The 23,547-nt window shown below is 33.4% G+C and carries 13 protein-coding genes; 2 read left to right on the forward strand and 11 right to left on the reverse strand.

Features of this window, described 5'->3' with window-relative positions; translation table 11 throughout:
- Nucleotides 1-242: 242 nt before the first annotated feature.
- Nucleotides 243-1,355: a murein hydrolase activator NlpD gene (nlpD, locus tag ERCILAFE3058_RS00710; RefSeq protein ID WP_157989578.1), complete on the reverse strand. Its 1,113-nt coding sequence runs from the start codon at nt 1,353-1,355 to the stop codon at nt 243-245.
- A gap of 749 nt (nt 1,356-2,104) precedes the next feature.
- On the reverse strand, nt 2,105-2,695 hold the full coding sequence (rsmD, locus tag ERCILAFE3058_RS00715) for a 16S rRNA (guanine(966)-N(2))-methyltransferase RsmD (RefSeq protein ID WP_157989579.1): 591 nt from the start codon (nt 2,693-2,695) through the stop codon (nt 2,105-2,107).
- Nucleotides 2,696-3,009: 314 nt separating this feature from the next.
- Between rsmD and ERCILAFE3058_RS00720 the strand changes: the two genes are divergently transcribed.
- Nucleotides 3,010-3,288: a hypothetical protein gene (locus ERCILAFE3058_RS00720; protein WP_157989580.1), complete on the forward strand. Its 279-nt coding sequence runs from the start codon at nt 3,010-3,012 to the stop codon at nt 3,286-3,288.
- Between the two features lie 3,359 nt (nt 3,289-6,647).
- Here ERCILAFE3058_RS00720 and glyS read toward each other — a convergent pair.
- The 5 genes from glyS to rplM form a co-directional block, all read right to left on the reverse strand.
- Nucleotides 6,648-8,720 carry a glycine--tRNA ligase subunit beta gene (gene glyS, locus ERCILAFE3058_RS00725; protein ID WP_157989581.1) on the reverse strand — a complete coding sequence of 691 codons (2,073 nt, stop codon included), beginning with the start codon at nt 8,718-8,720 and terminating at the stop codon, nt 6,648-6,650.
- Nucleotides 8,721-8,726: 6 nt separating this feature from the next.
- Entirely contained in the window at nt 8,727-9,641 is a 915-nt protein-coding gene (gene glyQ / locus ERCILAFE3058_RS00730; protein WP_157989582.1) for a glycine--tRNA ligase subunit alpha, read from the reverse strand.
- Nucleotides 9,642-10,124: 483 nt separating this feature from the next.
- On the reverse strand, nt 10,125-10,637 hold the full coding sequence (locus ERCILAFE3058_RS00735; RefSeq protein ID WP_157989583.1) for a ClpXP protease specificity-enhancing factor: 513 nt from the start codon (nt 10,635-10,637) through the stop codon (nt 10,125-10,127).
- A gap of 980 nt (nt 10,638-11,617) precedes the next feature.
- A complete protein-coding gene (rpsI, locus tag ERCILAFE3058_RS00740; RefSeq protein WP_157989584.1) occupies nt 11,618-12,010 on the reverse strand; it encodes a 30S ribosomal protein S9 in 393 nt (130 codons plus the stop codon).
- Between the two features lie 15 nt (nt 12,011-12,025).
- Nucleotides 12,026-12,454 carry a 50S ribosomal protein L13 gene (rplM, locus tag ERCILAFE3058_RS00745; protein WP_157989585.1) on the reverse strand — a complete coding sequence of 143 codons (429 nt, stop codon included), beginning with the start codon at nt 12,452-12,454 and terminating at the stop codon, nt 12,026-12,028.
- A 1,666-nt stretch (nt 12,455-14,120) separates the two neighbouring features.
- Between rplM and ERCILAFE3058_RS00750 the strand changes: the two genes are divergently transcribed.
- On the forward strand, nt 14,121-14,519 hold the full coding sequence (locus ERCILAFE3058_RS00750; protein WP_157989586.1) for a Z-ring associated ZapG family protein: 399 nt from the start codon (nt 14,121-14,123) through the stop codon (nt 14,517-14,519).
- Between the two features lie 471 nt (nt 14,520-14,990).
- On the opposite strand, the gene thiI is transcribed toward ERCILAFE3058_RS00750, so the two are convergent.
- The 4 genes from thiI to gndA form a co-directional block, all read right to left on the reverse strand.
- A complete protein-coding gene (gene thiI, locus ERCILAFE3058_RS00755; protein WP_157989587.1) occupies nt 14,991-15,365 on the reverse strand; it encodes a thiazole biosynthesis protein in 375 nt (124 codons plus the stop codon).
- 686 nt (nt 15,366-16,051) lie between these two features.
- Entirely contained in the window at nt 16,052-17,185 is a 1,134-nt protein-coding gene (nrdB, locus tag ERCILAFE3058_RS00760; protein WP_157989588.1) for a class Ia ribonucleoside-diphosphate reductase subunit beta, read from the reverse strand.
- A gap of 72 nt (nt 17,186-17,257) precedes the next feature.
- Nucleotides 17,258-19,546, reverse strand: coding sequence for a class 1a ribonucleoside-diphosphate reductase subunit alpha (gene nrdA / locus ERCILAFE3058_RS00765; RefSeq protein ID WP_157989589.1), 2,289 nt, complete (start codon nt 19,544-19,546; stop codon nt 17,258-17,260).
- A 1,524-nt stretch (nt 19,547-21,070) separates the two neighbouring features.
- Nucleotides 21,071-22,474 carry an NADP-dependent phosphogluconate dehydrogenase gene (gene gndA / locus ERCILAFE3058_RS00770; RefSeq protein ID WP_157989590.1) on the reverse strand — a complete coding sequence of 468 codons (1,404 nt, stop codon included), beginning with the start codon at nt 22,472-22,474 and terminating at the stop codon, nt 21,071-21,073.
- Between the last annotated feature and the right edge of the window lie 1,073 nt (nt 22,475-23,547).

Below are 23,547 nucleotides of genomic sequence, written 5' to 3' on the forward strand. Positions count from 1 at the left end.
TATAGGACAATACTGCAGGGAAGAAAGAATAGCCACCTATAATATTCGATAAGCTTTCTTAAATACCAGAGATATTACTGATTAGTGTTGCCGACTATATACAATATTAGCTACCTGTGATTTATTAATGGTTATTTATTTGCATAGTATTTTTAAGCAGAAATTTCTATACTATATGTGTATATTGATTTTTTTTACTCTAATCGGGTGTAATCTTTACTTAGATAGCTATGTGAGGTATATTATCGTGGCGGTAAATATAGTAATGGATTTACTGGTTTTCCTTTATATCGAATTTCAAAATGTAATCTTACGGAACTCGTACCAGTATTACCCATGGTGGCAATTTTTTGACCTAATTGTACGATTTGTTTATCCTGAACGCAGACATATGCATTATGTGCATAAGCACTGAGATAATTATTATCATGTTTGATAATAATTAAATTACCATATCCACGTAGTGCATTGCTAATGTATACTACACGCCCGTATGCAGCTGACACAACAAAATTCCCGTAAGTCCCTGCAATATCAATGCCTTTATTTCCCCCTTCGCTGCTAGAGAAAGAATTAATAATTTTACCATCAGTTGGCCAATTCCATTTATGCACTAAAGAAGTATGCTGGGGGATAGCCTGTGTTATAGATTTATTAATGAACTTTTTTTGTGCTGTTTTTTTATTGACTAAGGGGGCTATTTTATCATGATGTGTGATGGTAATGTTTTTAGAGTGCGTGGTGTTTATGTGAGTTTTTGCATGCATTAACTGGAGAGAATGTATGTGATTTAGCGCTGGAACTGTAGAGGAAAACGTGAGTGTGGGATCCTGCTTATGTCTATTTTTTGTTAATGCTATAGTCTGATGTGCAGAAATCTCTGTATTTTTTTTAGAAGATACCTGTAATTTCTGACCTATCGAAAGATTGTATGGTATCGGAATATGGTTGCGTTTTGCTAAATCATAAATATTATCTCCAGTAATCCATGCAATATAAAATAAGGTATCTCCCGGATGGACTATATAATATTTCTTAGCATAAACGCCTTTCAGCGCGTGATTATATTCATGTGCATACACTACATGGTTTTTTTTTGTAATGACGTTTTGTGTATAATTTATTTTCAAGGTATTAAATTCTCGATGTAAGGCATAGACAGGCATATTACGTAACATATCGTTACTATTAGTATTGTTTTTATTTATACGGTTTGTATCATTGTAGTAAAGATCTGTTGTTTTTAAGATATTACTATATGCTCTGTTTACAGGTGTTGGTGTATTGTAATGCTTGGAACAACCTGTTAGTGCTAATACTACCAGTACGCAAGTCGTAATATGAGGTAGCTTCAATACAAATAATCCTCTTGATTAATTTTTGATTTATATTTTATTATATATGTGCACTAGGTGTGACTCAAGTGGTAACAATTTTTTCAGAAGGTACGATCATCTCTATCTTTCTTTGAAGTATTTTACATTTGTCGCTAGTTTGTTGTATGTACATAATGGTGTTATATTTGTTTTTTAGGTGTACTTATCTTGCAGTTTCATTGCTTTTAAGTATTGATAGCGCCATTTAATGCAAAGACGCGGTCTTTCAAGCATATGAAATATCATACTAGTTATAAAAGCGATATAATCTTTTACTCCGATAATACAGAGTAAAAATTTTGTACATAATGATTGAAATATGTAATTTTTACCTGTCATCTGAATTATGTAGATAAAGAATGACTATTTATTACATATGCAATAGGGGTAATATATTTTAACCCATTAGATGTTTAATGATTTTATTGTATAATCAATATTATAAATTTTTTGAATTTATCTATAAATAATTATTTTGAAGATGGTTTTGATAACATAGTACACGGAGTTTCATTACTCAGTGTCATTTTTGATTAGGAAAATTTTATAGAGTATTACTTTGTAATATCATGGTATTTATGTATGGAATAACTACATAAGATCATAAGTCTACCAGACTCATCAGCAGACCTTGTAATGATACTTTAAAGTCACAAGATCATGCTACATGTGGTGGCGGTATTGTTATACACATGTTGCATGTTTTAAATGTTTAGTTATTGTACTCATTACTTACATATACCTTCAGTGCGACAATATAAGCGAGAAACTACCTGACCAGCGATTATCTCACGATATAACAACCAATTTTTTGGTACTGTTGGTGGTCTCATTTTTACAGAGTTCTCTACATAAATAAATGATTCATGATGCAACCAAGAATTATTTTCCAATAACGCTAGAGTGATGTTGATAAGATCTGCGTTAAATGGTGGATCAACAAATACTAGATGGTATAATTCACCTTTTTGCGATAGAAATTTCAATGTATTAGTGTGAATAATATACCCATTTTTTGCTTTTAAAGTCGCGAGATTGTATTGCATTTGTACAATAATAGATGGTTGTATTTCCAAAAAAGTGGTGCTTGTAGCATAACGTGAAAGTGCTTCCAATCCTAGAGCACCAGTACCAGCAAAGCAATCGAGACATTTGGAGTACTTAATAGCCCCATCTAACCAGTGAAAAAGCGTTTCTCGCACTCGATTAGGTGTAGGTCGAAGACCAGGACGGTTGATAACAGGGATCTTGCGTCCTCGCCATTGGCCGCCAATAATACGTATTTGTCCACGAGCTTGAGCAGTATGACCTTTGTGCATTGTTAACTATTTCTCAGCGTGTGTTAGTTTTTGTTGATGAGTTCGACTATAGATTAGTAATAAATACCACCATCACTAGTATATTCTTAAATAAGTAAAGAGTCTTTAGGTGTGTTGAAAAATTGTTGCAGTAAATGATCTAGAGATAAGTAATGATAAGGGATTGTTGTTATTGAAAAAATATGGCACATATGAAATATTGGATAGTTATTAGTTATGTAACGTACTCCATAGTATTAGACTATTGCATCTAGCAACAAGTCATAGGATGATTGTATCTAATCCAACTATATAACTAGCTGATAAGTGAGAAAGTGGTTCAAAAAGATTATATAAGCTATAGACGGGAAATAACACGATATCGTAAAAAAATGAATAGTGTTAGCCCAAAACGAAATAGAGATTTCTTAAAAGTAATGATAATAATATCTATTATATTAGGTGGGTTACTTTATGCACTCTGGTTTTGTTTATTATATAATAAGAAAGAAGAGATTCTAAGAGTGGTGCATAAGGATTCGACAGTGGTACATACTTTACCACCTAAGCCGATAGAGCGTTGGTACTACATGAAAGAGTTAGAGAGTCAATAAATTAATATGAGTTCTTCAATTGTATACATCAATAATTTGATTTATCATTCATGTGTATGATATAGCATATAAGCATCTAAAATTGGAGATACATGGAGAAATGCAATAGATTTTTATATACATATAACACAGCATGAGACATAGCATGGCACGGTAAGAATTAATTAATAATATAGCTGAGGTGGGCATCTTACACTATTTATATTTGTAATTCCATATCTATATTTTGCGAGATTTTATCTTTTTCTGCCTCATTGAGATTTTATTGAGGGATACATTTTAATTTATAGGCAGAAGATTAAAATATATTTTTGCAAAATAAGAGGATTACACTCCATGAGTGTAACGGCACAATCTTTAGATTGGCCAAGATAAGTTTTATAGATAGCAAGAAGGAGCATACCTGTAACTCTTTGTGAAGTGCAATGATTGAATTCAAGTATGAGAATATTATCAATATCTACGATAGGGAATTTTTAAGGATTTGGAATGCGTTAGGGTTTTCTAGAGTAAATTAAAAGTGTTATTTCGTAATATCATTATATGGTGATCTATCTTTGTCTATTGTAGACGTCATTATAGTACGATTAATATATTCATCATTTTTCTCTTGCGATGCAAAGATACTTGATATGAGCTAAGAAATTTTTTCACGACTTGTAATTAATCTGATATTTTTTTTGGAAATAGTACGTCTATTGTCAGAATAGTAATAACATTATGCGCATTGAACATCTTAGTTTGTAACTGTTGTTTGAAATCTATTTTCTTTATTTGTATTTGTAGTTCAGAAGTTTATGTATATGTGGATTCACAGTTAAAGAAAAATACATCTACATTCCAGTATCTATTGTGTCTTGAAGTGTATTTCAGATGAGGTATTATTTTTGATATGAACATTGCATGCGTTATATAACTGTGTAGTGTGGGAGGTGACTGCAAGGTCTTTTTTTTTCAATATTTGTAAGATGGATATATTACAAACATGGCATGCATATGCGTCCCACTGGACTCTAGCTATGTCATGATTATTACACATGATGAATCTATGGTCGTCAAAACTAAAATAAATTCTGTGTGTTATTTTTAATAAAGATTACATCAAATCTTCTTATTTTGGAAGTCACACTATTGTAATATGTATTGAGATAGTTCAGAATCATCAAGATATCATAATGTGCTCAATACTTATAATATTGTTAGGTGAGCTTCAGAGATTAAATATATAAATGATGTGATATGCATACTTAAATTTTTATAGAAGAGCATATATCGATTGTATGTCGAGAGAAGTCTTTCTGTTATGACAATATTCCATAGTAGTATCATGTGAGCGCATATAGAGGAATTAGGTATCTTATCTTGTCTTTTTTATCTCTATGTCTTTATGTCAGATATTATGTCTCTATGCACTCAATATAAATATTTAGGAAGGGGGTCCTCTATCATGCCGGATATAATGTTAAAATTACATATTGCTCGTAAGATCGATAATCCATTCATGAGTGTTGTTTCATGTGTATTTGCTATTGCTGAGTAGCATAGTTTGTATTTTAGAAGGGTTTTTATCTCTATCTTCACTTCGTAAAAAATAATTCTGGCATTATAGTGGTATTAGATGGAGCATGTTAGTGCAGCACCCCATCTGTATGGTAAATCTTTTATTTACTAGTGCAGTTACACTTCTTCCATGTTGCATAGAAGAGAATGTAAACATTCTTCCTAAACTTGTTGCTCTGTGTTAAGTTTTTGATTTTTGTGTTTTAACATTGCATGATCTATTAAAGTTTGTTGCTTTTAGTGTGTTAGATTATTATCTTGTTCTTTTAATTCTTCGAATTCATATGTAATAGCGCTATAGTATCAATAGCTTGTTGTATTTTTTCTAATTGCTTTAAAATTGAAAATAACCTCTTGCACTTTTTCAAATATAGGAATTAATAACACACCATGTGCTGTCATAGTTTTATCATGCATGATTTTTTATATAGAGTCTAATAATATACAATAGACAATAGAGAATACTATCTTTTCAGCACGAGCAATATTTGTAAGTCAGTGCTATTTTAAAATGATAAGTGATTGGATAACTTACATATATTATTATCGCATATGTATATAATGTACTATTAAGGTACAGTGATGAGAGATTTATTGAGTTTTGAATTTTTATCTTATTTTATATAGTGACGATAGTTATAGTAATATTAACTTTATATTTTTTGTCAAGAAATAGTCTAGATTAATAATCATAAACCAATAGATGTTTGATGGATAAAAATGCTATGTGTATGTGAAGATGAAGCGAAAGAGATCGCCAAAAAAGTGGTTCATTGATGAAAAATTTCTCATTATTACTTCATATTCTTAAATATTATATCTTATATATATTTGTAGTATAATATGGTAATCAATAGATGCTGTACTTGCATTTGATTATTATGTATTTTACATGCATTTTTTATTAAGTCTTTAGCGAAGTGGTTTTTATTTTCGTAATTCAGAGTTTGACTTAATGGCGGTAGGATCATTTACATTTAACAGAGAATCCCATAAGAGATGTACAGTGGACAGAGTATATACGTTTAATCTTTTATGATTGCAAAGATTGCAATATTGATAATTCACTATAAGATACATAGTTTTCAAAGAAGGATAGCATTTAGAATAGCGTTTGTTTTTTCTTGAGTTAATAAGGGTTATGTTTATAATCTAGACCATCTAGATATGTAAATTACAGTGTAGTAGCGGTATATATGAGAGATAATAATAGTGTCATAGTTTATTCTTACTAGAAGGTTTTTATGTATATTATATATTACTTAAATGAGAACAGATGTTCTTTTTTCCTTTTGAGAAAAATCACGCTTTTACTGATGTGTTATTAGTAGCATGTCATGTATGTTTTTCCATTTTTCATGCTATCCTGATGTATCTTATATAAGAATGTTAGTGAGTCTTGAATGTAATTATTAATATTTTACGAACCTATCTGATATATAGGTAGATGGTAAATATTTGACCGTCGTTTTTTAATTAAATATCTATACTGAATGGTTTTTCTATAAAAGAATGTTAATTATGATTAAAGGGGGACTTAGAGAAGTAATTTGGATGACATCAGGGTGGCGTCATGATTCTATATCAGTTTATCACGCCCTTATATTATCGAAGTGTATAAATATTATGAGCTATCTGTCATTGGAGAAAATTAATATATGCTCTTTTGGCATAAGATTTTATAGTGATGCTTCTAAGGTAAGATGTACAAGCGTTCGTTGTATATTACGATTATGCGTAATTTTTTCAGGTGGATGATGTTTCAGTAGTATGTTATTTATAGTTACTGTAATAATTTCTTATCTTAAAAGAGATAAATCAGCGATTTTCAGAAATAGGGTATTTAACTGAGATAATAAAGTGAGGCGGTTGATACGCACTGCTGTATCTGTGGTATTGATAAGAACTTTATTAAAAAAATTATTAATGTCTTCACTCAGAGGAGTGAGGGAAAGTAATCCATCTTCATATTTTCCTTGCGATAACAGTGTTTTTAAGTGGAGATTGATGATATCAATATTCTTTGCTAGTTTTTTTTCTTCTTTTTCTTTTAAAAAATCATCATGTACTTTTTGGTTTAAGTCATCTGTGGTATGCAAAAGAATATGGGTAATACGTTTGTGCGCTAAAGATAGGTTGGTTGCTTGCTCCATATTACGGAAATTTCTGACTGCATTTATACGTGCATGAATATCTAGAGGTTTTGTCGGGCGACATGCTAACACTGCTTGAATAGTATCACGACTATAATCTCTTTCCTTGTACCATACATATAAGCGACCTAATACAAACTTGATCATTTCACTTACTGTTTTATCAGTATCAACTATTTTCTGACCATATAACTCTACTGCTGTTACTGAGAGAGTGTATAGGTCTAATGGAATTTCTTTTTCAATCATAATACGCAGAACACCTAGCGCTGAACGACGTAGTGCAAAAGGATCTTTGTCTCCTGTAGGGTATTGATTAATACCAAATATTCCTGCCAGGGTGTCCATTTTATCTGCAATTGCGAGCGTACAAGATACGGAGTGAGAAGGTAGACTGTCCCCTGAAAATCGTGGATAATATTGCTCCATAATAGCTCTTGCAATTTCTTCTGGTTCTCCGTAAAGACGTGCATAGTGCATACCCATCACACCTTGAATATCGGAAAATTCAAATACCATCTGACTTAGAAGGTCACACTTAGAGAGTAGTGCTGCACGTTTTGCATGACCCACATTACTATTAATTTGTTTTGCAATCCATTCAGATAAGAGTTGGAGACGCATAGTTTTATCACGTAGACTGCCTAAATTTTTCTGAAATATTACATTTTCTAAGAGGGGAAGATTTTTTTCCAATGGGTGTTGGCAATCATTTTTAAAAAAAAATGCAGCATCTACTAGACGGGCTCGCACTACTTTTTCATTACCAGAGATAATTAACTGGGGATTTTCTGACGCAATATTACTTACAAAGACAAAGTAAGGTAATAATTTTCCCGTGTAACTATATACAGGGAAATATTTTTGGTGATCCATCATAGTATGAACTATTACATCAGTTGGTAGTTCCAGGAATTTTTCTTCAAATTGCGCGATGAGAACAATGGGCCATTCTACGAGTGCTGTCACTTCTTCTAGAAGTCTTTTATCTAAATGAACTACACCATTAATTTTTGCAGCAACAGCTTTGGCATTTTCTTGAATAATTTTTTTACGCACTAAATAGTTTGCTTCTACTTTTCCTTTTGCAGATAATATCTGCAAATAATTGTCAGCATGATTAATAATGATATTTTTTTCTCCCATAAAACGATGACCACTAATCGTGCGGGAAGAATCAATCCCAAAAATATTAGCTGGGATTAATATATCACCTAACATAAGGATAACAGTATGCACGGGACGAACAAATTGAAAATTTGATGTACCCCACCGCATTTGTTTTGATACTGGTAATTTTTTAAGACATAAAGAAACGATTTCTGGTAGTAGTTTCTCGGTTTGTTCTCCAGTTATACGCGCATTGTATATGAGCCATTCACCTTTACTATTTATCATGCGATCAGCCTGATCAATTGTAATCCCGCAACTAGAGGCCCATCGTAAGGCCGCTGAAGTCGGACGACCATGACTATCAAAGGATATATTAGTGGCTGGGCCACGATTCTTGATTATGCGATCAGGCTGCACTACGCTAAGATCATATACTAGAAGGGCTAAACGTCGAGGTGTAGCAAACCAGTGTACCTCTCTATGAGCTAGGCATTTTGCATGTAATTCAAAAGTTAAATTTTTTGCAAAGGATTCTGCTAAGAATCGAAGAGATTTAGGAGGTAATTCTTCAGTTCCAATTTCTACTAGAAAAGTTTTTTTATTCATTGAAGTTTATGTATGATCCTTTCTACACCGAGGGAAGCCTAGTGTTTGTCGAGAGATGAAGTAAGCTTCTGCTACCAATTTGGTAAGGGTTCGAATACGTAAGATGTATCGTTGTCGTTCGGCGCTAGAAATGGCTTTACGTGCATCTAGCATATTAAAACTATGTATTGCTTTTAAAATACGTTCATAGGCCGGTAGGGGTAGCGGTTTTTTTAGCGCAAGAAGATGTTGTGCTTCTTGTTCGTGTTTTTGAAAGCAAGTAAAGAGAAAATCAATGTCGGCATATTCAAAATTATACATGGATTGTTCGATTTCATTTTGATGGAAGATTTCACCGTAGGTGAGCTTGCCATACGGTCCTTCGTTCCACACTAAACTATAAAGATTATCAACGTTTTGGAGATGCATAGCTAGACGTTCTAATCCGTAGGTGATCTCGCCGCTAATTGGTTTGCATTCTAATCCGCAAATCTGTTGAAAGTAAGTTATTTGTGTGATTTCCATGCCATTCAACCATACCTCCCAACCCAATCCCCACGCACCTATGGTTGGATTTTCCCAGTTATCTTCTACAAATCGTATATCTTGCATGTGTAGATTAATATCTAATGCTTTGAGAGAGTCCAGGTAGAGGTTTTGGAGGTCATGCGGTGAGGGTTTAATGACTACTTGGAACTGATAATAATGCTGTGAACGATTAGGGTTATCTCCATATCGCCCGTCAGTGGGACGGCGGGTGGGTTGCACGTACGCTACTGCTAATGGCTCGGGGCCTATTGCATGCAGACAAGTTATGGGATGAGATGTGCCTGCACCAATCTCCATATCTAGCGATTGTGTAATACTACACCCTCTTCGAGCCCAGTAATTCTGTAATCTTAAAATGAGTCCCTGAAATGTTTTAGTATTAAATGGTGTCATATATTTTTATTGTTGTAAGTATTACCGAGGATATTGAAGTAATTGTATTATCTTAACTATATGTTGTATTAGAGCCGACTTGATATATCTGATAGATTTCATGATCGGACTACTTAAGGTATTTATAGGATATATATAGATATTTGTATTTTATACTTATTTTCTTTCTACATATATCCAAAGATATTTAATACGTATATTATTCTAATATAGTACTTATATCATGCATATGTGATGGATGTAACTATAGTTCATTAATATAGATGATTGTTATAGCAAAAATATGTTGGGATATTGAAAATACATACTGAATATTATTCTATTTTCTTCATTTAATATTACATACTTTTTTAGTTTAGTCTATATTAAAAATATTAAATCCATGGTGAGAAGACATAATAAAGCACTGGAGATGCACAATGTAGATAAAGATATGACTTATATTGTATAAAATTTTATTTTTACATCAAACAGATAGGATTTTTATACTAGACGTAATCCTGGAAAGTTGTTGTTTATTTCTAATTTTTTTTTGTTGTCCGCTTGATGAGGGACTTGTTCTTTTTGAGGCTGACCTGTATCATCTTTTTTTATGATAGATAAAATGATTTTGTTTTTTGTAGCGTTTTTATATTCGTGTAATGGTGGAGGGAAATGTGCATTACCAGTGTCTATATGGTTTTCGAATACCATTCCCTCGCTATTTTCGCGTGCAAAAATTGCTATAATTGATACAGGGGGTAATAAAATATGCTGTAAAACACCTTGAAAGCGAGTGGAGAACGAAATTCTCTCTTTTTTAAAATCTATACCATCTACTGCATTTGGTGCGATATTGAGAATAATTTGACCATTACTGGAATATTCGATAGGCACTATAACAGAAGGAACGTCAATATTTATAACTAAATGTGGTGTCAGATCGTTATCAATCATCCATTCATATAAGGCGCGTATTATGTACGGGCGACGATCTGTCAGTTGAGTATCTCTCATATTTTATATTACCTCCGCGTTTTTATTTACATGTTACGAATTATGGATGGGTAAGAATATAGACAGGAATAACTTTGAATATATGTGATATCATCATTGAGTGATTCTGATGGTTCTATTCTTTATAGCAACCCAATATCTATCTCTTCTTCAAGTAATGCTCAAGTGATGTAATCAAAAGTAGCTTGCTAGGCTAAAGTGTATTCGTTTGTATATCACATGGTTTGTGTGAAAATACATGAGATGAGCGATAATAGTTTTTAATCACACACTGTTGTCGTGTTGGTGCTAACGCTTATAATTATCTGTATTGTACATTACCTATCAGGGTATAACATTCTTTTTTAATGTATAACCATCTATTACAATTCTATTGTGTGTCTGTCTACTAAAATAATTCATATAAATTTTAGCACGGAAGTTATGTGTCTAAGTATATAAGACTATGATATGCTTCATATAGTTGCCGCTCATAATCATAAAGTGGTGTTAGTCAATTAAAAATTAAGAGTCATGATCGACTATAGCAAGTATGATGCTACTCTGCTGTTGTGATTTGGATGACGATTGTTCTGTACACAAGTACAATCTGTACTGTGGATAATGTACTATGGTTTTCAAAGTCAAAAAAGAGTATGATTATGGGATTGATCTATGGGTGATTCAGAAACAGTTATATATACTTTCACGGTGATGTAGTAATCATAATATTTATCGGGTGCTATATTATTTTGTTAAAAACACAGAGTTTTTGTGTGCCCCCACTATACATATATAGTATCAGATAAAATAGAAGATATATAATAAACTATTAATTAAAGATGCAGATATACACCATTAATGATTATCCCATAGAGGGTATCTAGCGAGGTTTTTAGTACGTGAAAAGAAAGATAATTAAACAATATTGCTGTAATATATTCTGTGTAAAAAAACCCAGTGCTAAGGACCGGGTTTATTTTTCTCAGATAGAGTGTCAATTATCGTTTGGAGAATTGTGGACGACGACGCGCCTTACGAAACCCGACTTTTTTTCGCTCTACTTGCCGAGCATCGCGTGTAACAAAACCTGCTTTCCTTAATGTACTGCGTAGGGATTGCTCTCTTTCTATGAGTGCTCGTGTGATACCGTGACGAATTGCACCCGCTTGTCCTGAGATTCCACCACCTTTTACTGTGATATACCAATCAAACTTATTTACTATATCTAGTAGTTCCAGAGGCTGACAAACTACCATACAAGCAGTTTTACGACTAAAGTACTCTTTTAGAGAACGTTTGTTGATAGTGATGTTACCGCTACCTTTTTTTAAAAAGACACGTGCAGAAGCGCTTTTTCGACGACCCGTGCCATAGTTTGTCTTCTCCACCATTTCCTGGTATCCTAATTATATGTCAAGAACTTGCGGTTGTTGCGCCGCATGTTTGTGCTTATTGCCCGTATAAACTTTAAGTTTACGGTACATCTGACGACCTAGCGGCCCTTTCGGTAACATACCTTTAACCGCAAGTTCAATTACTCTTCTAGGAGAACGATTAATCATTTCTTCAAAAGTAGATTTTTTAATACCACCAATATGCCCAGTATAATGATAATATAATTTATCGCTACGTTTATGGCCGGTGACGGCAATTTTCTCAGCATTGAGCACAATAATATAATCGCCAGTATCCACATGTGGAGTATACGTCGTTTTATGTTTTCCATGTAAGCGACGAGCTATCTCTGTTGCTAAGCGACCTAAGATTTTATGTGTAGCATCCACAACATACCAATTACGCTGGACGGATTCTATCTTAGCTGTAAAAGTTTTCATCTAAAAACATACCCATATTAAATTTTACATTTATAAAGTTTAAAGCATTAAAGCTAGTATTTAGCATTTATTTATCAGTCTGCTTAGACTAGTAATTTTTACCTATATGTAGAAAGTAACGCAAACAACATAGACCCCTATGACTCTGAGTCCTAATTTATTTACTACAGGCCTAATGTATTCTACAAAAGTAGCTCTACAATGATTATAAAGAAATCATCGATAAAAATCGAATGTTTTCTATCAGACTATATCTCGTAGCTCATAAATTAATCATTGCGCTGCACATTGATTTTAATTATTAAATATAGGTGATAAATATACATATCTCTATTCATGTATGCTATGTAGGTGTTATATAGAACTGTGATATTGATATTTTTAGACTTGTACGTGTGCTGGATTTGTAATCTATAAACAGTCTGATCATGTGGGAAATGTATTAAAAATGCTACTTGAATGATAGTTTTTGTAGCAACATGTACCAGAAGTGATATTTGTTAAGTTACATTTTGTTATTTCCAGCATCATGATATACATATAAATTATCATCCTTGTGATATAAGATGACTTATAGTCACGCAACGTGTGTTGCTGCAAAGATAGTCAAGGTGATACTGAGATTACGAATACAGGTAAATCATACTATAACAATACCTTTTTGCTCATTTATTCTGTTATAGAAGGTATCTCTTGAGTGTAAAAACGTGACGTTGTGTGTTGTTTATTAAGATTAACCTCTGTGAGTTATATTACGATAACTAGGAGTTTATAGTTGTAGCCTAGATGTGCTAGATATATAACATTTAGTTAAAAAATTGATGCTGTGCGCTTTTTTAAACATGAATAAAAGATATGTAGTACACATGAATATCTTTGAGATATTTTTACCATCCTATTTTTTGTTTGCGCAGGTTGGTAGAACAAAAAATAAGTCTTCAACAAAATGAAGATAACCTGCTATGTTCTTGAAGAATATTATGATATAAAACTAATGTAGTATGTTTAATATATCAAAATAAGATTCATTATGGATGTAAGATGCACGGTGTATTGTAATATTCTGTAATAGAATAACATAGATTTATAGCGCTTCGTGCTTTACATATGCTTATCATATCACATATTCAAACCAAGACACCATTTCAGGGACACTTACATTAAATATTAATAGCCAGACGTATCGCGCCGATTTTAAACCGATACAGAATTTGCAAGAGACTCCCTTGTTGATGGAGAGCATCTGTCCATTAAGTGCGAAGAATCATATATCATAATTTTCTAACGGCATATCCAGAATTACATTACAGAGATAATGTGAAGTGGAATAGATTGTATCTAAAATATAGAAAATAGTAGTAGTGACAATACTAAACATCATTATAGCATTATGAGAACTTTAGGATTTTCATAATTATTGAGACTGTGAAGTAAGAAAACTAACATTAGATATATTATCAAGATCTCTCTATGATTTATCATCATTATGATCTAACATTATTATTTATTTTGCTATGAACTGTACTATGACATCAGCACAATGCTGTTAGGTGAGAAAGTAAGCATGATCTATTGGGATATAGGTAATCGAGTCACTCTTATCATGCAATTAGCACTTCTATCTCTAAAATTTTTAGATCGTATCACACACAACAGGGAATAAGATATGATAATGTGGATATCCGGGTTTGTAGGATTAATTGCAGGCATTATTACAGGGCTTGTAGTGATTCACTTTACAACAAGAGGTGTTAAAAAAACACGCAATGAAAGTTATGACTTACAGAAAAGTCAATCAGCATTAAGAGATCATCAGGAGGAATTATGTGATTACTTGCGAAAAAGCATGAAACTATTAGAAAATTTAGAACGCGATTATCAGAATTTATATCGACATATCGATCAGGGAGCAAATGTATTGCGCGATCGTTTAGTAGGTGAATCAAAAATATTTAATGATAGTAACAGAGATATTGAAAGAGAACAGGATCAAATTTCGATACATTTACCACGGGATTATCCTATTCATACTTCCAGTATTTTACATAGAAGGGAGCGGTGTTAATAAAAAAGAGATATCATATAGTTGCTTATTTCTTTTGCTGACAATGTATTTTATTTTGCTCATAATTTTTCTGTTTCATGTTAATTTTTTCAATTATCTTGGTATTATATGTGCTATATAAGTCTACATAATTAGAAGATTTGTTGAATATTTTAGAGAGAATCGCTTAATATTTGCAATTTTATTCTAAATACCTACCAGGTGGTACATAAAGTATTGATATGTAAATATTTTCTTCAATGGCATTCAGATGGCTATTTTTATCTTACGTGTAAAAATTAGAAATTATTTCTGATTATTGAGCAGGCGATTGCACGCTGGTCCCAATCGGCATTTTTTGTAATTTTCTATAAAAATATAGATTTGAAGTTTACGTAGTCATCAAGATTCTGGTTATAATTACCCTGTGCCGAATAACAATGTTAGATATTTTTGACACAAAGTAGCTTATACGTCTTCATTAGGTGATATCTAATCATCTTTTATTTTTTGTTTTGAGTTGTAAGCTTGCACATTTTGAAAGCCTTTTTCATGCAAAAGAAGCGTTTGCAGTCGACTCATTATGCCATGATCGCAATACAGTAGATAGGTTTTATTTGGATCTAAAGTGTTAAATTGGCTAGATAGTTTATAGAATGGCAATGATTTTATCAGTACGTTTTCTAGACTAAGAGGGCATTTTTCTTGCTCTTCTTGCGTACGGATGTCCAAGATAATATATTTCAAATTACACCACTTAATGTTCTCAATTCGCTCTATTTTGTGTCTGTTGTTTTTTATGACGAGGACTCTTATCCATGCGTGGTTTTTCTTCTCCACGTGCGCTCTTAGAGAGACATTATACATCTATTAATAGTGTAGCACGTTTATCTTCTGCATACTAGATACTTGATTAATCAAATGAATGCATTAAAAGTTTAGGTCATGAAGTAATCATATGTTTCTGTAGTGTTATCTGATCCTCTGTTTCCATGAGTAAGTATAATAATCAATAACAATATTCACACATGGTGCGGTTGGTGTATTAATCATAATTTTAAGCATGATGTATTAACAATGTATTGTATATGTATAGTGGTAAGATGATGCATAAACATTGCACAGCGCTAACAAGTTTTTTCTGTAGAAGGTTGATGTAGAAAGATAACGTATGATAGTTGTTGATAACAAGTGATGATTACCCTGATGTCTTATATCACATATGTACAAAAATATATCATTCTATATATATGCACCCTCTATATATATAACATACAATATAGTGTGATTGTCATCGAGTTACACACGTGCACATAAAGATAAAATATTTACTATATTTTTCATCAGGTTGATACGATTTTCCAGATGGTGTCTAATCAGCTCTCATATTCAACGATTTCAAAAAGAAACGGCAGTATCCTGCGTGGTACCGCCATTTGATATATTTATATTATGTTCTGCAAACGTAAATAATAGAGATGCCTGTAGACGTAGGTATGTTGCTATATATCTATATTCTAAGTATAGAGTACTTATAGAGCATAGTACCGGCACTACAATCGACAATCACTAAAGTCATTGATATTCACTTCAGAATCAATTTGGCCAACTAGGTATGAACTTACTTCTACTTCTTGGGGTGCTGATTGCACATTATCTGATTCCAGCCATGAGTTAATCCATGGAATAGGATTAGAGCTGGTTTCAAATGGCATCTCGAGTCCTACAGCATGCATGCGGATGTTAGTAATGTGTTCAATATATTGGCATAGAATAGTTTTATTTAGACCAATCATTGACCCACTCTGGAATAGATATTCCGCCCACTCTTTTTCTTGTTGCGCCGCAAGAACAAAGAGATTATAACACTCTTGTTGACATTCTATGGCGATTTCTGCGACTTCTGGGTCGTCAGAACCATGACGTAGTAGGTTGATTATATACTGAGTGCCAGTAAGGTGCAGAGCTTCATCTCTAGCAATTAACTTGATAATTTTAGCATTACCTTCCATGAGTTCTCGTTCTGCAAAAGCAAAAGAGCAGGCAAAGCTAACATAAAAGCGTATAGCCTCTAGAGCATTAACGCTCATCAAGCAAAGATACAGTTGTTTTTTTAATGTTCGCAAGTTTACAGTAATGGTGGTATTACTACCGACTTTATGAGTACCTTCACCAAAGAGATTCCATGCATTTGTCATCATAATAAGTTGATCGTAATATCCAGAGATATCTTTAGCACGTGATAAAATCTGTGTATTAGTCACAATATCATCAAATATTACTGATGGATCATGTACAATATTTCTAATGATATGGGTATAGGAACGTGAATGAATAGTTTCAGAAAAGCCCCATGTTTCAACCCATGTTTCTAATTCTGGAATAGATATTAAAGGTAATAGTGCAATATTGGGGCTGCGCCCCTGAATAGAATCTAGTAGTGTTTGATATTTCAGGTTGCTAATAAAGATATGTTTTTCGTGCTCAGGTAATGATTGATAATCAATGCGATCACGTGAGACATCTATTTCTTCTGGGCGCCAGAAGAAAGATAACTGTTTTTCGATGAGTTTTTCAAATAGATGATATTTTTGCTGATCAAATCTTGAAATATTCACTGGTTGACCAAAAAACATGGGCTCTAATAATTGGTTATTTTTATGTTGCGAGAAGGTTTGATAAGCCATTTGGATTCCTAAACGTTTACAAGAGTAAGTGTTATGATACTTAGGAGGTGGGCCACCACTATAATGCAAGAATTACATTTTACAGGCACCGCTTTCGCAGTCATCATCTTGCACATGCACTGAAATCAACTCCTCCTGTGCTGCTTCTGATCCATCACGGGTATGTTGGTAATAGAGCGTTTTAATGCCAAATTTATAAGCAGTAAGCAAATCTTTTAAAAGTTGTTTCATAGGTACTTTACCGGTAATAAATCGCCTGGGGTCGTAATGTGTGTTCGATGAAATAGCTTGATCAATAAATTTTTGCATTACACCTACAAGCTGCAGGTATCCATCATTATTTGGGATATCCCATAGTAGCTCATAATGATCTTTGAGACGTTCATACTCCGGTACTACTTGACGGAGTATGCCATCTTTCGATACTTTGATGCTAATGTGTCCTCTTGGTGGTTCAATTCCATTAGAGGCGTTAGAAATTTGGGAAGATGTTTCTGTTGGCATTACAGCAGAAAGTGTTGAGTTACGCAGGCCGTAAGTTTTAACAGACTTGCGTAACGCTTCCCAGTCAAGTAATAGGGGAGTATCACAGATAGTATCCAGATCTTTTTTATAGGTATCAATTGGCATAATTCCTTGAGCGTAAGTGGTTTCTGCAAACCACGGGCAAGCACCCTTTTCAATTGCAAGCTCATTAGATGCTGTTAAAAGCCAGTACTGAATGGCTTCAAATACTTGATGGGTTAATATATTTGCACTGCTATCAGAATAACGTACTCCGTGTTTTGCTAAGTAGTACGCGTAATTAATGACCCCAATACCAAGTGTACGCCGCCCCATGGCACCACGTTTAGCCGCTGGAATAGGATAATGCTGGTAATCTAATAGCGCGTCAAGCGCTCGTACCGCTAACATTGCTAGGTCTTTAAGATCATTAAGATTTTCAATGACACCAAGATTGAATGCAGAAAGAGTGCAGAGTGCGATTTCGCCATGCTCATCATTGATATCCTGCATGGGTTTAGTAGGAAGTGTGATTTCTAGGCAGAGATTGGACTGACGCACTGGTGCCATAATTGGATTAAAGGGGCTGTGTGTATTACAGTGATCAACATTTTGAATATAGATACGACCAGTTGAGGCTCGTTCTTGCATCATTAATGAAAAAAGATGAACTGCTTTTACACGTTTTTTTGGAATGTGTATATCTTTTTCATATTGAGAGTAGAGACGTTCAAACTCATCTTGGTTAGCAAAAAATGCATCATACAGACCTGGCACATCTGAGGTGCTAAAAAGAGTGATATACTCATTGCGAAGTAGGCGCTGATACATTAATTTGTTTAGTTGCACGCCATAGTCTATGTGGCGCACTCTATTATCTTCTACACCACGATTGTTTTTTAGAACTAATAGGCTTTCTACTTCCCTATGCCACATAGGGAAGAATAATGTAGCAGCTCCACCACGGACTCCTCCCTGAGAACACGATTTTACAGCAGTCTGAAAGTGTTTATAAAAAGGAATGCAGCCAGTATGGAATGCTTCACCACCTCGTATTGGACTACCTAAAGCACGAATGCGACCAGCGTTAATACCAATACCGGCTCGTTGCGAGACGTATTTAATAATAGCACCTGCAGTAGCATTAATGGAATTCAAGCTATCATCGCATTCAATAAGAACACAAGAGCTAAATTGACGAGTAGGAGTGCGTACTCCGGACATTATAGGTGTTGGTAATGAAATTTTAAAAGTGGAAATAGCATCATAGAAACGTTTTATATAATCCAGACGGGTTTTTCCTGCGTAACTAGAGAAAAGGCAGGCAGATACTAAGATGTATAAAAATTGAGCGCTTTCATAAATCTCACCATTGACACGGTTCTGTACTAGATATTTTCCCTCTAGTTGTTTTACAGCAGCATAGGAGAAGTTCATATCGCGCCAATGGTCGATAAAGCTATTCATTTGTTCAAATTCTGTTGCGCTATAGTCTCTTAAAAGATGCGGGTCATATTTCCCCATCGTAACCATGCGTCTGACTTGGTCAATGAGTTTTGGCGGCTCAAATGTTCCATAGGCTTTTTTGCGTAAATGAAAAATGGCTAATCGTGCAGCCATGTATTGGTAATCGGGTGCTTTTTCTGAAATGAGATCCGCAGCTGATTTAATAATCGTTTCATGAATATCAAATGTACGAATACCTGAATAGAATTGAATATGGGAATACAGCTCTACTTGCGAGACGGAGACGTTATGTAAATCTTCGGCCGCCCAGTGGAGCACACGGTGTATTTTATCCAGATCGATAAGTTCAGTTCGACCATCGCGTTTAGTGACAAACATACTCTGATTCATGTTGTGTTATACCTATTCTTAACAAAAAATCCCTATGTTTATGTACCGATAGATCTGTGTGAGTACTTCTGTGTGTCCATACTACATAATCGGAGTAAAATGAAATTACTATGCATATAGTAGTGCACATGCTAGTAGCTAAAACCTACTACACAATTTTTATTGTAGCATGAATAGAGGCAGACGCCGTTTTCTCTGCTGTACTGTTTATTTTTTAATATTTTTATAGAATGATTACAGAACGATGTATATTCATTTTTAATTTTTATGTGGTTGTCTTATGTAGTTATAGAATGGCATGGTATGTAAATTAAGTAATACGCATTTTCGTCTACCTCTGCCACAGAGAGGTGTCATGTAATCTAGCAGATTATTCATATGTTACATAAGTGCCATCTATAATCCCAGCTTTATTCTTATCTTGTGGGCTCTTGCCTAGTAATCATAATAAGTTATATTGAGATTAGTATCCAGAAGGGTGTGTGTACGATACTACATGATAGTACTGGACTAATACTTGATAATGTTATTTGCTGATTATGCGTTATTACATTGTACCTAGAGAGAGAAGCGCACTTAATTATACACTTGGTTACAATAGTATGTATTATATATTCATGTCATACTTTTACTACAGCAGATTTTTCTTCAGATAAAACATATATCATGAGGGGGTTAATGGTTTTTTCTATGCTTGCTAATGTCTTAATATCTTTATGTGCATATACTATATTAAATGTTTTTGTGTGGATTTTATATATTTTATATTAGTAGTAGAGTGTTAGGTATAAGTTGTGGTTATGTGATTGCTATACTGTATAGCAGGATGGGTTTTTGCACTACACCTCATCCTAGAGTAAATGCTGATATGCTCCAGCATATTGTGCACAATACACACCTTGATGGTCAGAGGTATCGCATATAGAATAATACAATACCATCTATATATATTATCTTTATATCTCTGGTCTCAAATAAGCATGGAGATAGTTTTTATATAGTGAGATCATAGACAGTAAGATATCATAAAACATGTATAGGTAAGCTTGCTGTCAATAATGACAGCACATGCATGTATTTAATGTCATTTTATGCCAGTCATGTCATAGTCTATGGTTGATGTTAATATGAGATATATTGTATTCAGAGGTCACATAAAATCTATGCAGGTGCCTTATCACCGAAGAGACCTATTATGTACATAAAGAGAAAGTATGGGTAATATGTTACGATACTTGTGCTGAGCTTTATATGCATGGTTAAACTATGTAGCACGTAAATCGCATTTGTTTTTTCTTTTACTATGTTTTTTGAGGATGGATCACATACTCTGTTTTTTAAATGTTATGATACAAGATTGTACGTATGTGGATATTTCTTTGTGATCTATGATTTAATCATATTTTACAGAAAATAGTCTGCATCGATTTTTCATCATTAAAGCAATATAGAAAGATATTGCTTATGAAACCCCCTGTCTTACTAAGAGCTAGCTCTGAGGGTCTCTAATGATGCATTAGTATTTTACCACTCAGTATGAAAAACGCCTGCTTTATCTGTACGCTTATAGGTATGAGCACCAAAGTAATCTCGCTGTGCTTGAATAAGGTTTGCAGGAAGCTGCGCTGAACGATAGCTATCATAATATGCAATAGCAGCAGAGAAAGCTGGTGTAGGAATTCCATTTATAACTGCATACGTGACTACATCACGTAATGCCGTGTGGTATTCATTAGCAATTTTTGTAAAGTACGGTGATAAAATTAAGTTATCAATGTCAGAATTTTGTGAATAGGCATCGGCGATTTTTTGTAGAAGTTGTGCGCGAATAATACAACCAGCTCGGAATATTTTTGCAATCTCACCATATTTTAAAGACCAGTTATTTTTTACTGATGCAGCTTTTAGCTGTGAAAAACCTTGTGCATAAGATATTACTTTGCCAAGGTATAACGCTTGGCGGACCTTTTCAATAAATATACTTATGTTGTTACCACTAACAGTATGTATATGAGGTCCAGAGAGAGTTATAGCAGCTTTGATACGTTGGCTTTTTAATGCAGATATGTAACGAGCAAATACAGATGCAGTAATTAATGACAGTGGTTCGTTAAGATCTAATGCGTTTTGGCTGGTCCATTTTCCTGTATCTTTGTGTGTAGATTCATCTAAGATAAAATCTAAGAGATAATTATGGTTTTCATCTTTTTTATTAAAAATATGTTGTGTGATACCTATTAAATAACTGTTTAGCTCGCCTTTATTCCAGTCATGAAATATCTGTGCTAACTGTTTATTATTTACATTCAATGCGTTTTTTAGTAGGGAATACGATTCAGCAATTAATTGCATATCACTGTATTCAATACCATTATGTACCATCTTAACATAATGACCCGAACCACCTGGTCCTATGTGAGCTATGCAGACTTCTCCTTGAAAGATAGCTGCGATCTTAGTAAGAATGGGGGCGACTATCTTATACGCTTCTTCGTGACCTCCAATCATCAAAGATGGTCCATGTAATGCTCCTGTTGCGCCGCCAGATATACCAGCACCAAGGAAATATACACCTTTTTTAGCCAGTTCATAGTTACGGCGCACAGTATCTTTGTAGAAAGCATTACCACCGTCCATGATAATATCACCATGATCCAGATATGAAAGAAGGGCGCCAATAATCTTGTCAGTAGCTTCGCCAGCTTTGATCATTAATAGAATACATCGTGGTTTTTGAAGAGCGTTAATAAATGTCTTTATAGTGTAATATGGTACTAAATTAGTTCCTGCATTTCCTAAGAGGAAATGATCTGTTTTTTCGTGAGACCGATTAAAAATAGCAACTGAGTAACCTTTATTATTAAGATTCAGAGCTAAGTTGCGTCCCATTACTGCCATACCTATAACACCGATATGTTGCTTTGACATTACATATTCCTATTAGTAAAAGTGTTAAAGAATAAATTATCGACAGATATATATCATATGAATATTTTCTATTGTAACTTAAAATAATGATATGCATGAATAAAATCCAATCACTACATTAAACAAAAGATGCTGATGGCTATTAGGGTATATCAGCATTGATGTATTCTATCACTGATGCACCACATATGTCTGTTATGCAATGGTGCTTAACTATGATTTTCGATATGCGATTTCAGTATCGTATAGCCACGTTTACTGTAATTTATTAATCTATGTTGCGTTAGATCTTTTCAGAGATCATAGGTATAGGACAGTGGACATTTATTTATGATAAAATAATTATTGGAAACATGATGAAGTAGTAATATGAGTGCCATAATATAATAAAACTTATATTAAATGTAATGACAGTTAAAACATAAGTATTATTCAGTATGATAAAAAATATCAATGACATTCTTTTTATGCATACCAACCATATTTAGACCTTCTGCTTTTTGAGATTAATAAGTCGCGGAAGCAGTGTATATAATTTATAATATGTAGTGTGAGAAATAAATATTTTCTAGATATGAACTTTGTGCGGTTGATATTACTAATATTAGTATATATAGCTTGAGGCTATAAACCTGTTTTTTATAAAATAGATAGAAATGAGTTAAATGTTAGTTTAAATGTTAAACATTAAAATATCATGCAGTTGACTACATGATAAGGATCGATATTTTTATTAGTGTCAGTTTATTAAAAGAAGAGCGCCTAGCTTACGGATAGTAATTTTCCTGTGCGTTATAAAAGTACATATTATAATAGACTTAAAGTAACGCAAAGATTACGTAGCATGATTGGTGATAACAGGTATCTTCTATGATCTCTATGGATAGAAATAGCCTGTATTTAGTATAAAAGTATTATCGATCATATATTTAGTACCTTAATTATGAAAAATATTAACAAAAAGAATCTTTGATACACCTGTAAGTATGATTTACATATCATGATAGACATCATGCAAGTAACACAATTGTATATAAAAAATACATATCTTATAGATATAGGAAAGATTATAG

The sequence above is a fragment of the Candidatus Erwinia haradaeae genome, from assembly GCF_900698955.1.
GTDB classification, from domain to species: Bacteria; Pseudomonadota; Gammaproteobacteria; order Enterobacterales; family Enterobacteriaceae; genus Erwinia_E; species Erwinia_E haradaeae_G.

Bases quoted from the DNA above. Each gene is read 5' to 3' on its own strand.
- rplM (WP_157989585.1), bottom strand. From the start codon at position 12,454: ATGAAAACTTTTACAGCTAAGATAGAATCCGTCCAGCGTAATTGGTAT.
- rsmD (WP_157989579.1), bottom strand. From the start codon at position 2,695: ATGCACAAAGGTCATACTGCTCAAGCTCGTGGACAAATACGTATTATT.
- glyQ (WP_157989582.1), bottom strand. From the start codon at position 9,641: ATGACACCATTTAATACTAAAACATTTCAGGGACTCATTTTAAGATTA.
- glyS (WP_157989581.1), bottom strand. From the start codon at position 8,720: ATGAATAAAAAAACTTTTCTAGTAGAAATTGGAACTGAAGAATTACCT.
- gndA (WP_157989590.1), bottom strand. From the start codon at position 22,474: ATGTCAAAGCAACATATCGGTGTTATAGGTATGGCAGTAATGGGACGC.
- thiI (WP_157989587.1), bottom strand. From the start codon at position 15,365: ATGTATAATGTCTCTCTAAGAGCGCACGTGGAGAAGAAAAACCACGCA.
- rpsI (WP_157989584.1), bottom strand. From the start codon at position 12,010: ATGGTGGAGAAGACAAACTATGGCACGGGTCGTCGAAAAAGCGCTTCT.
- ERCILAFE3058_RS00750 (WP_157989586.1), top strand. From the start codon at position 14,121: ATGATAATGTGGATATCCGGGTTTGTAGGATTAATTGCAGGCATTATT.
- ERCILAFE3058_RS00735 (WP_157989583.1), bottom strand. From the start codon at position 10,637: ATGAGAGATACTCAACTGACAGATCGTCGCCCGTACATAATACGCGCC.
- nrdB (WP_157989588.1), bottom strand. From the start codon at position 17,185: ATGGCTTATCAAACCTTCTCGCAACATAAAAATAACCAATTATTAGAG.
- nrdA (WP_157989589.1), bottom strand. From the start codon at position 19,546: ATGAATCAGAGTATGTTTGTCACTAAACGCGATGGTCGAACTGAACTT.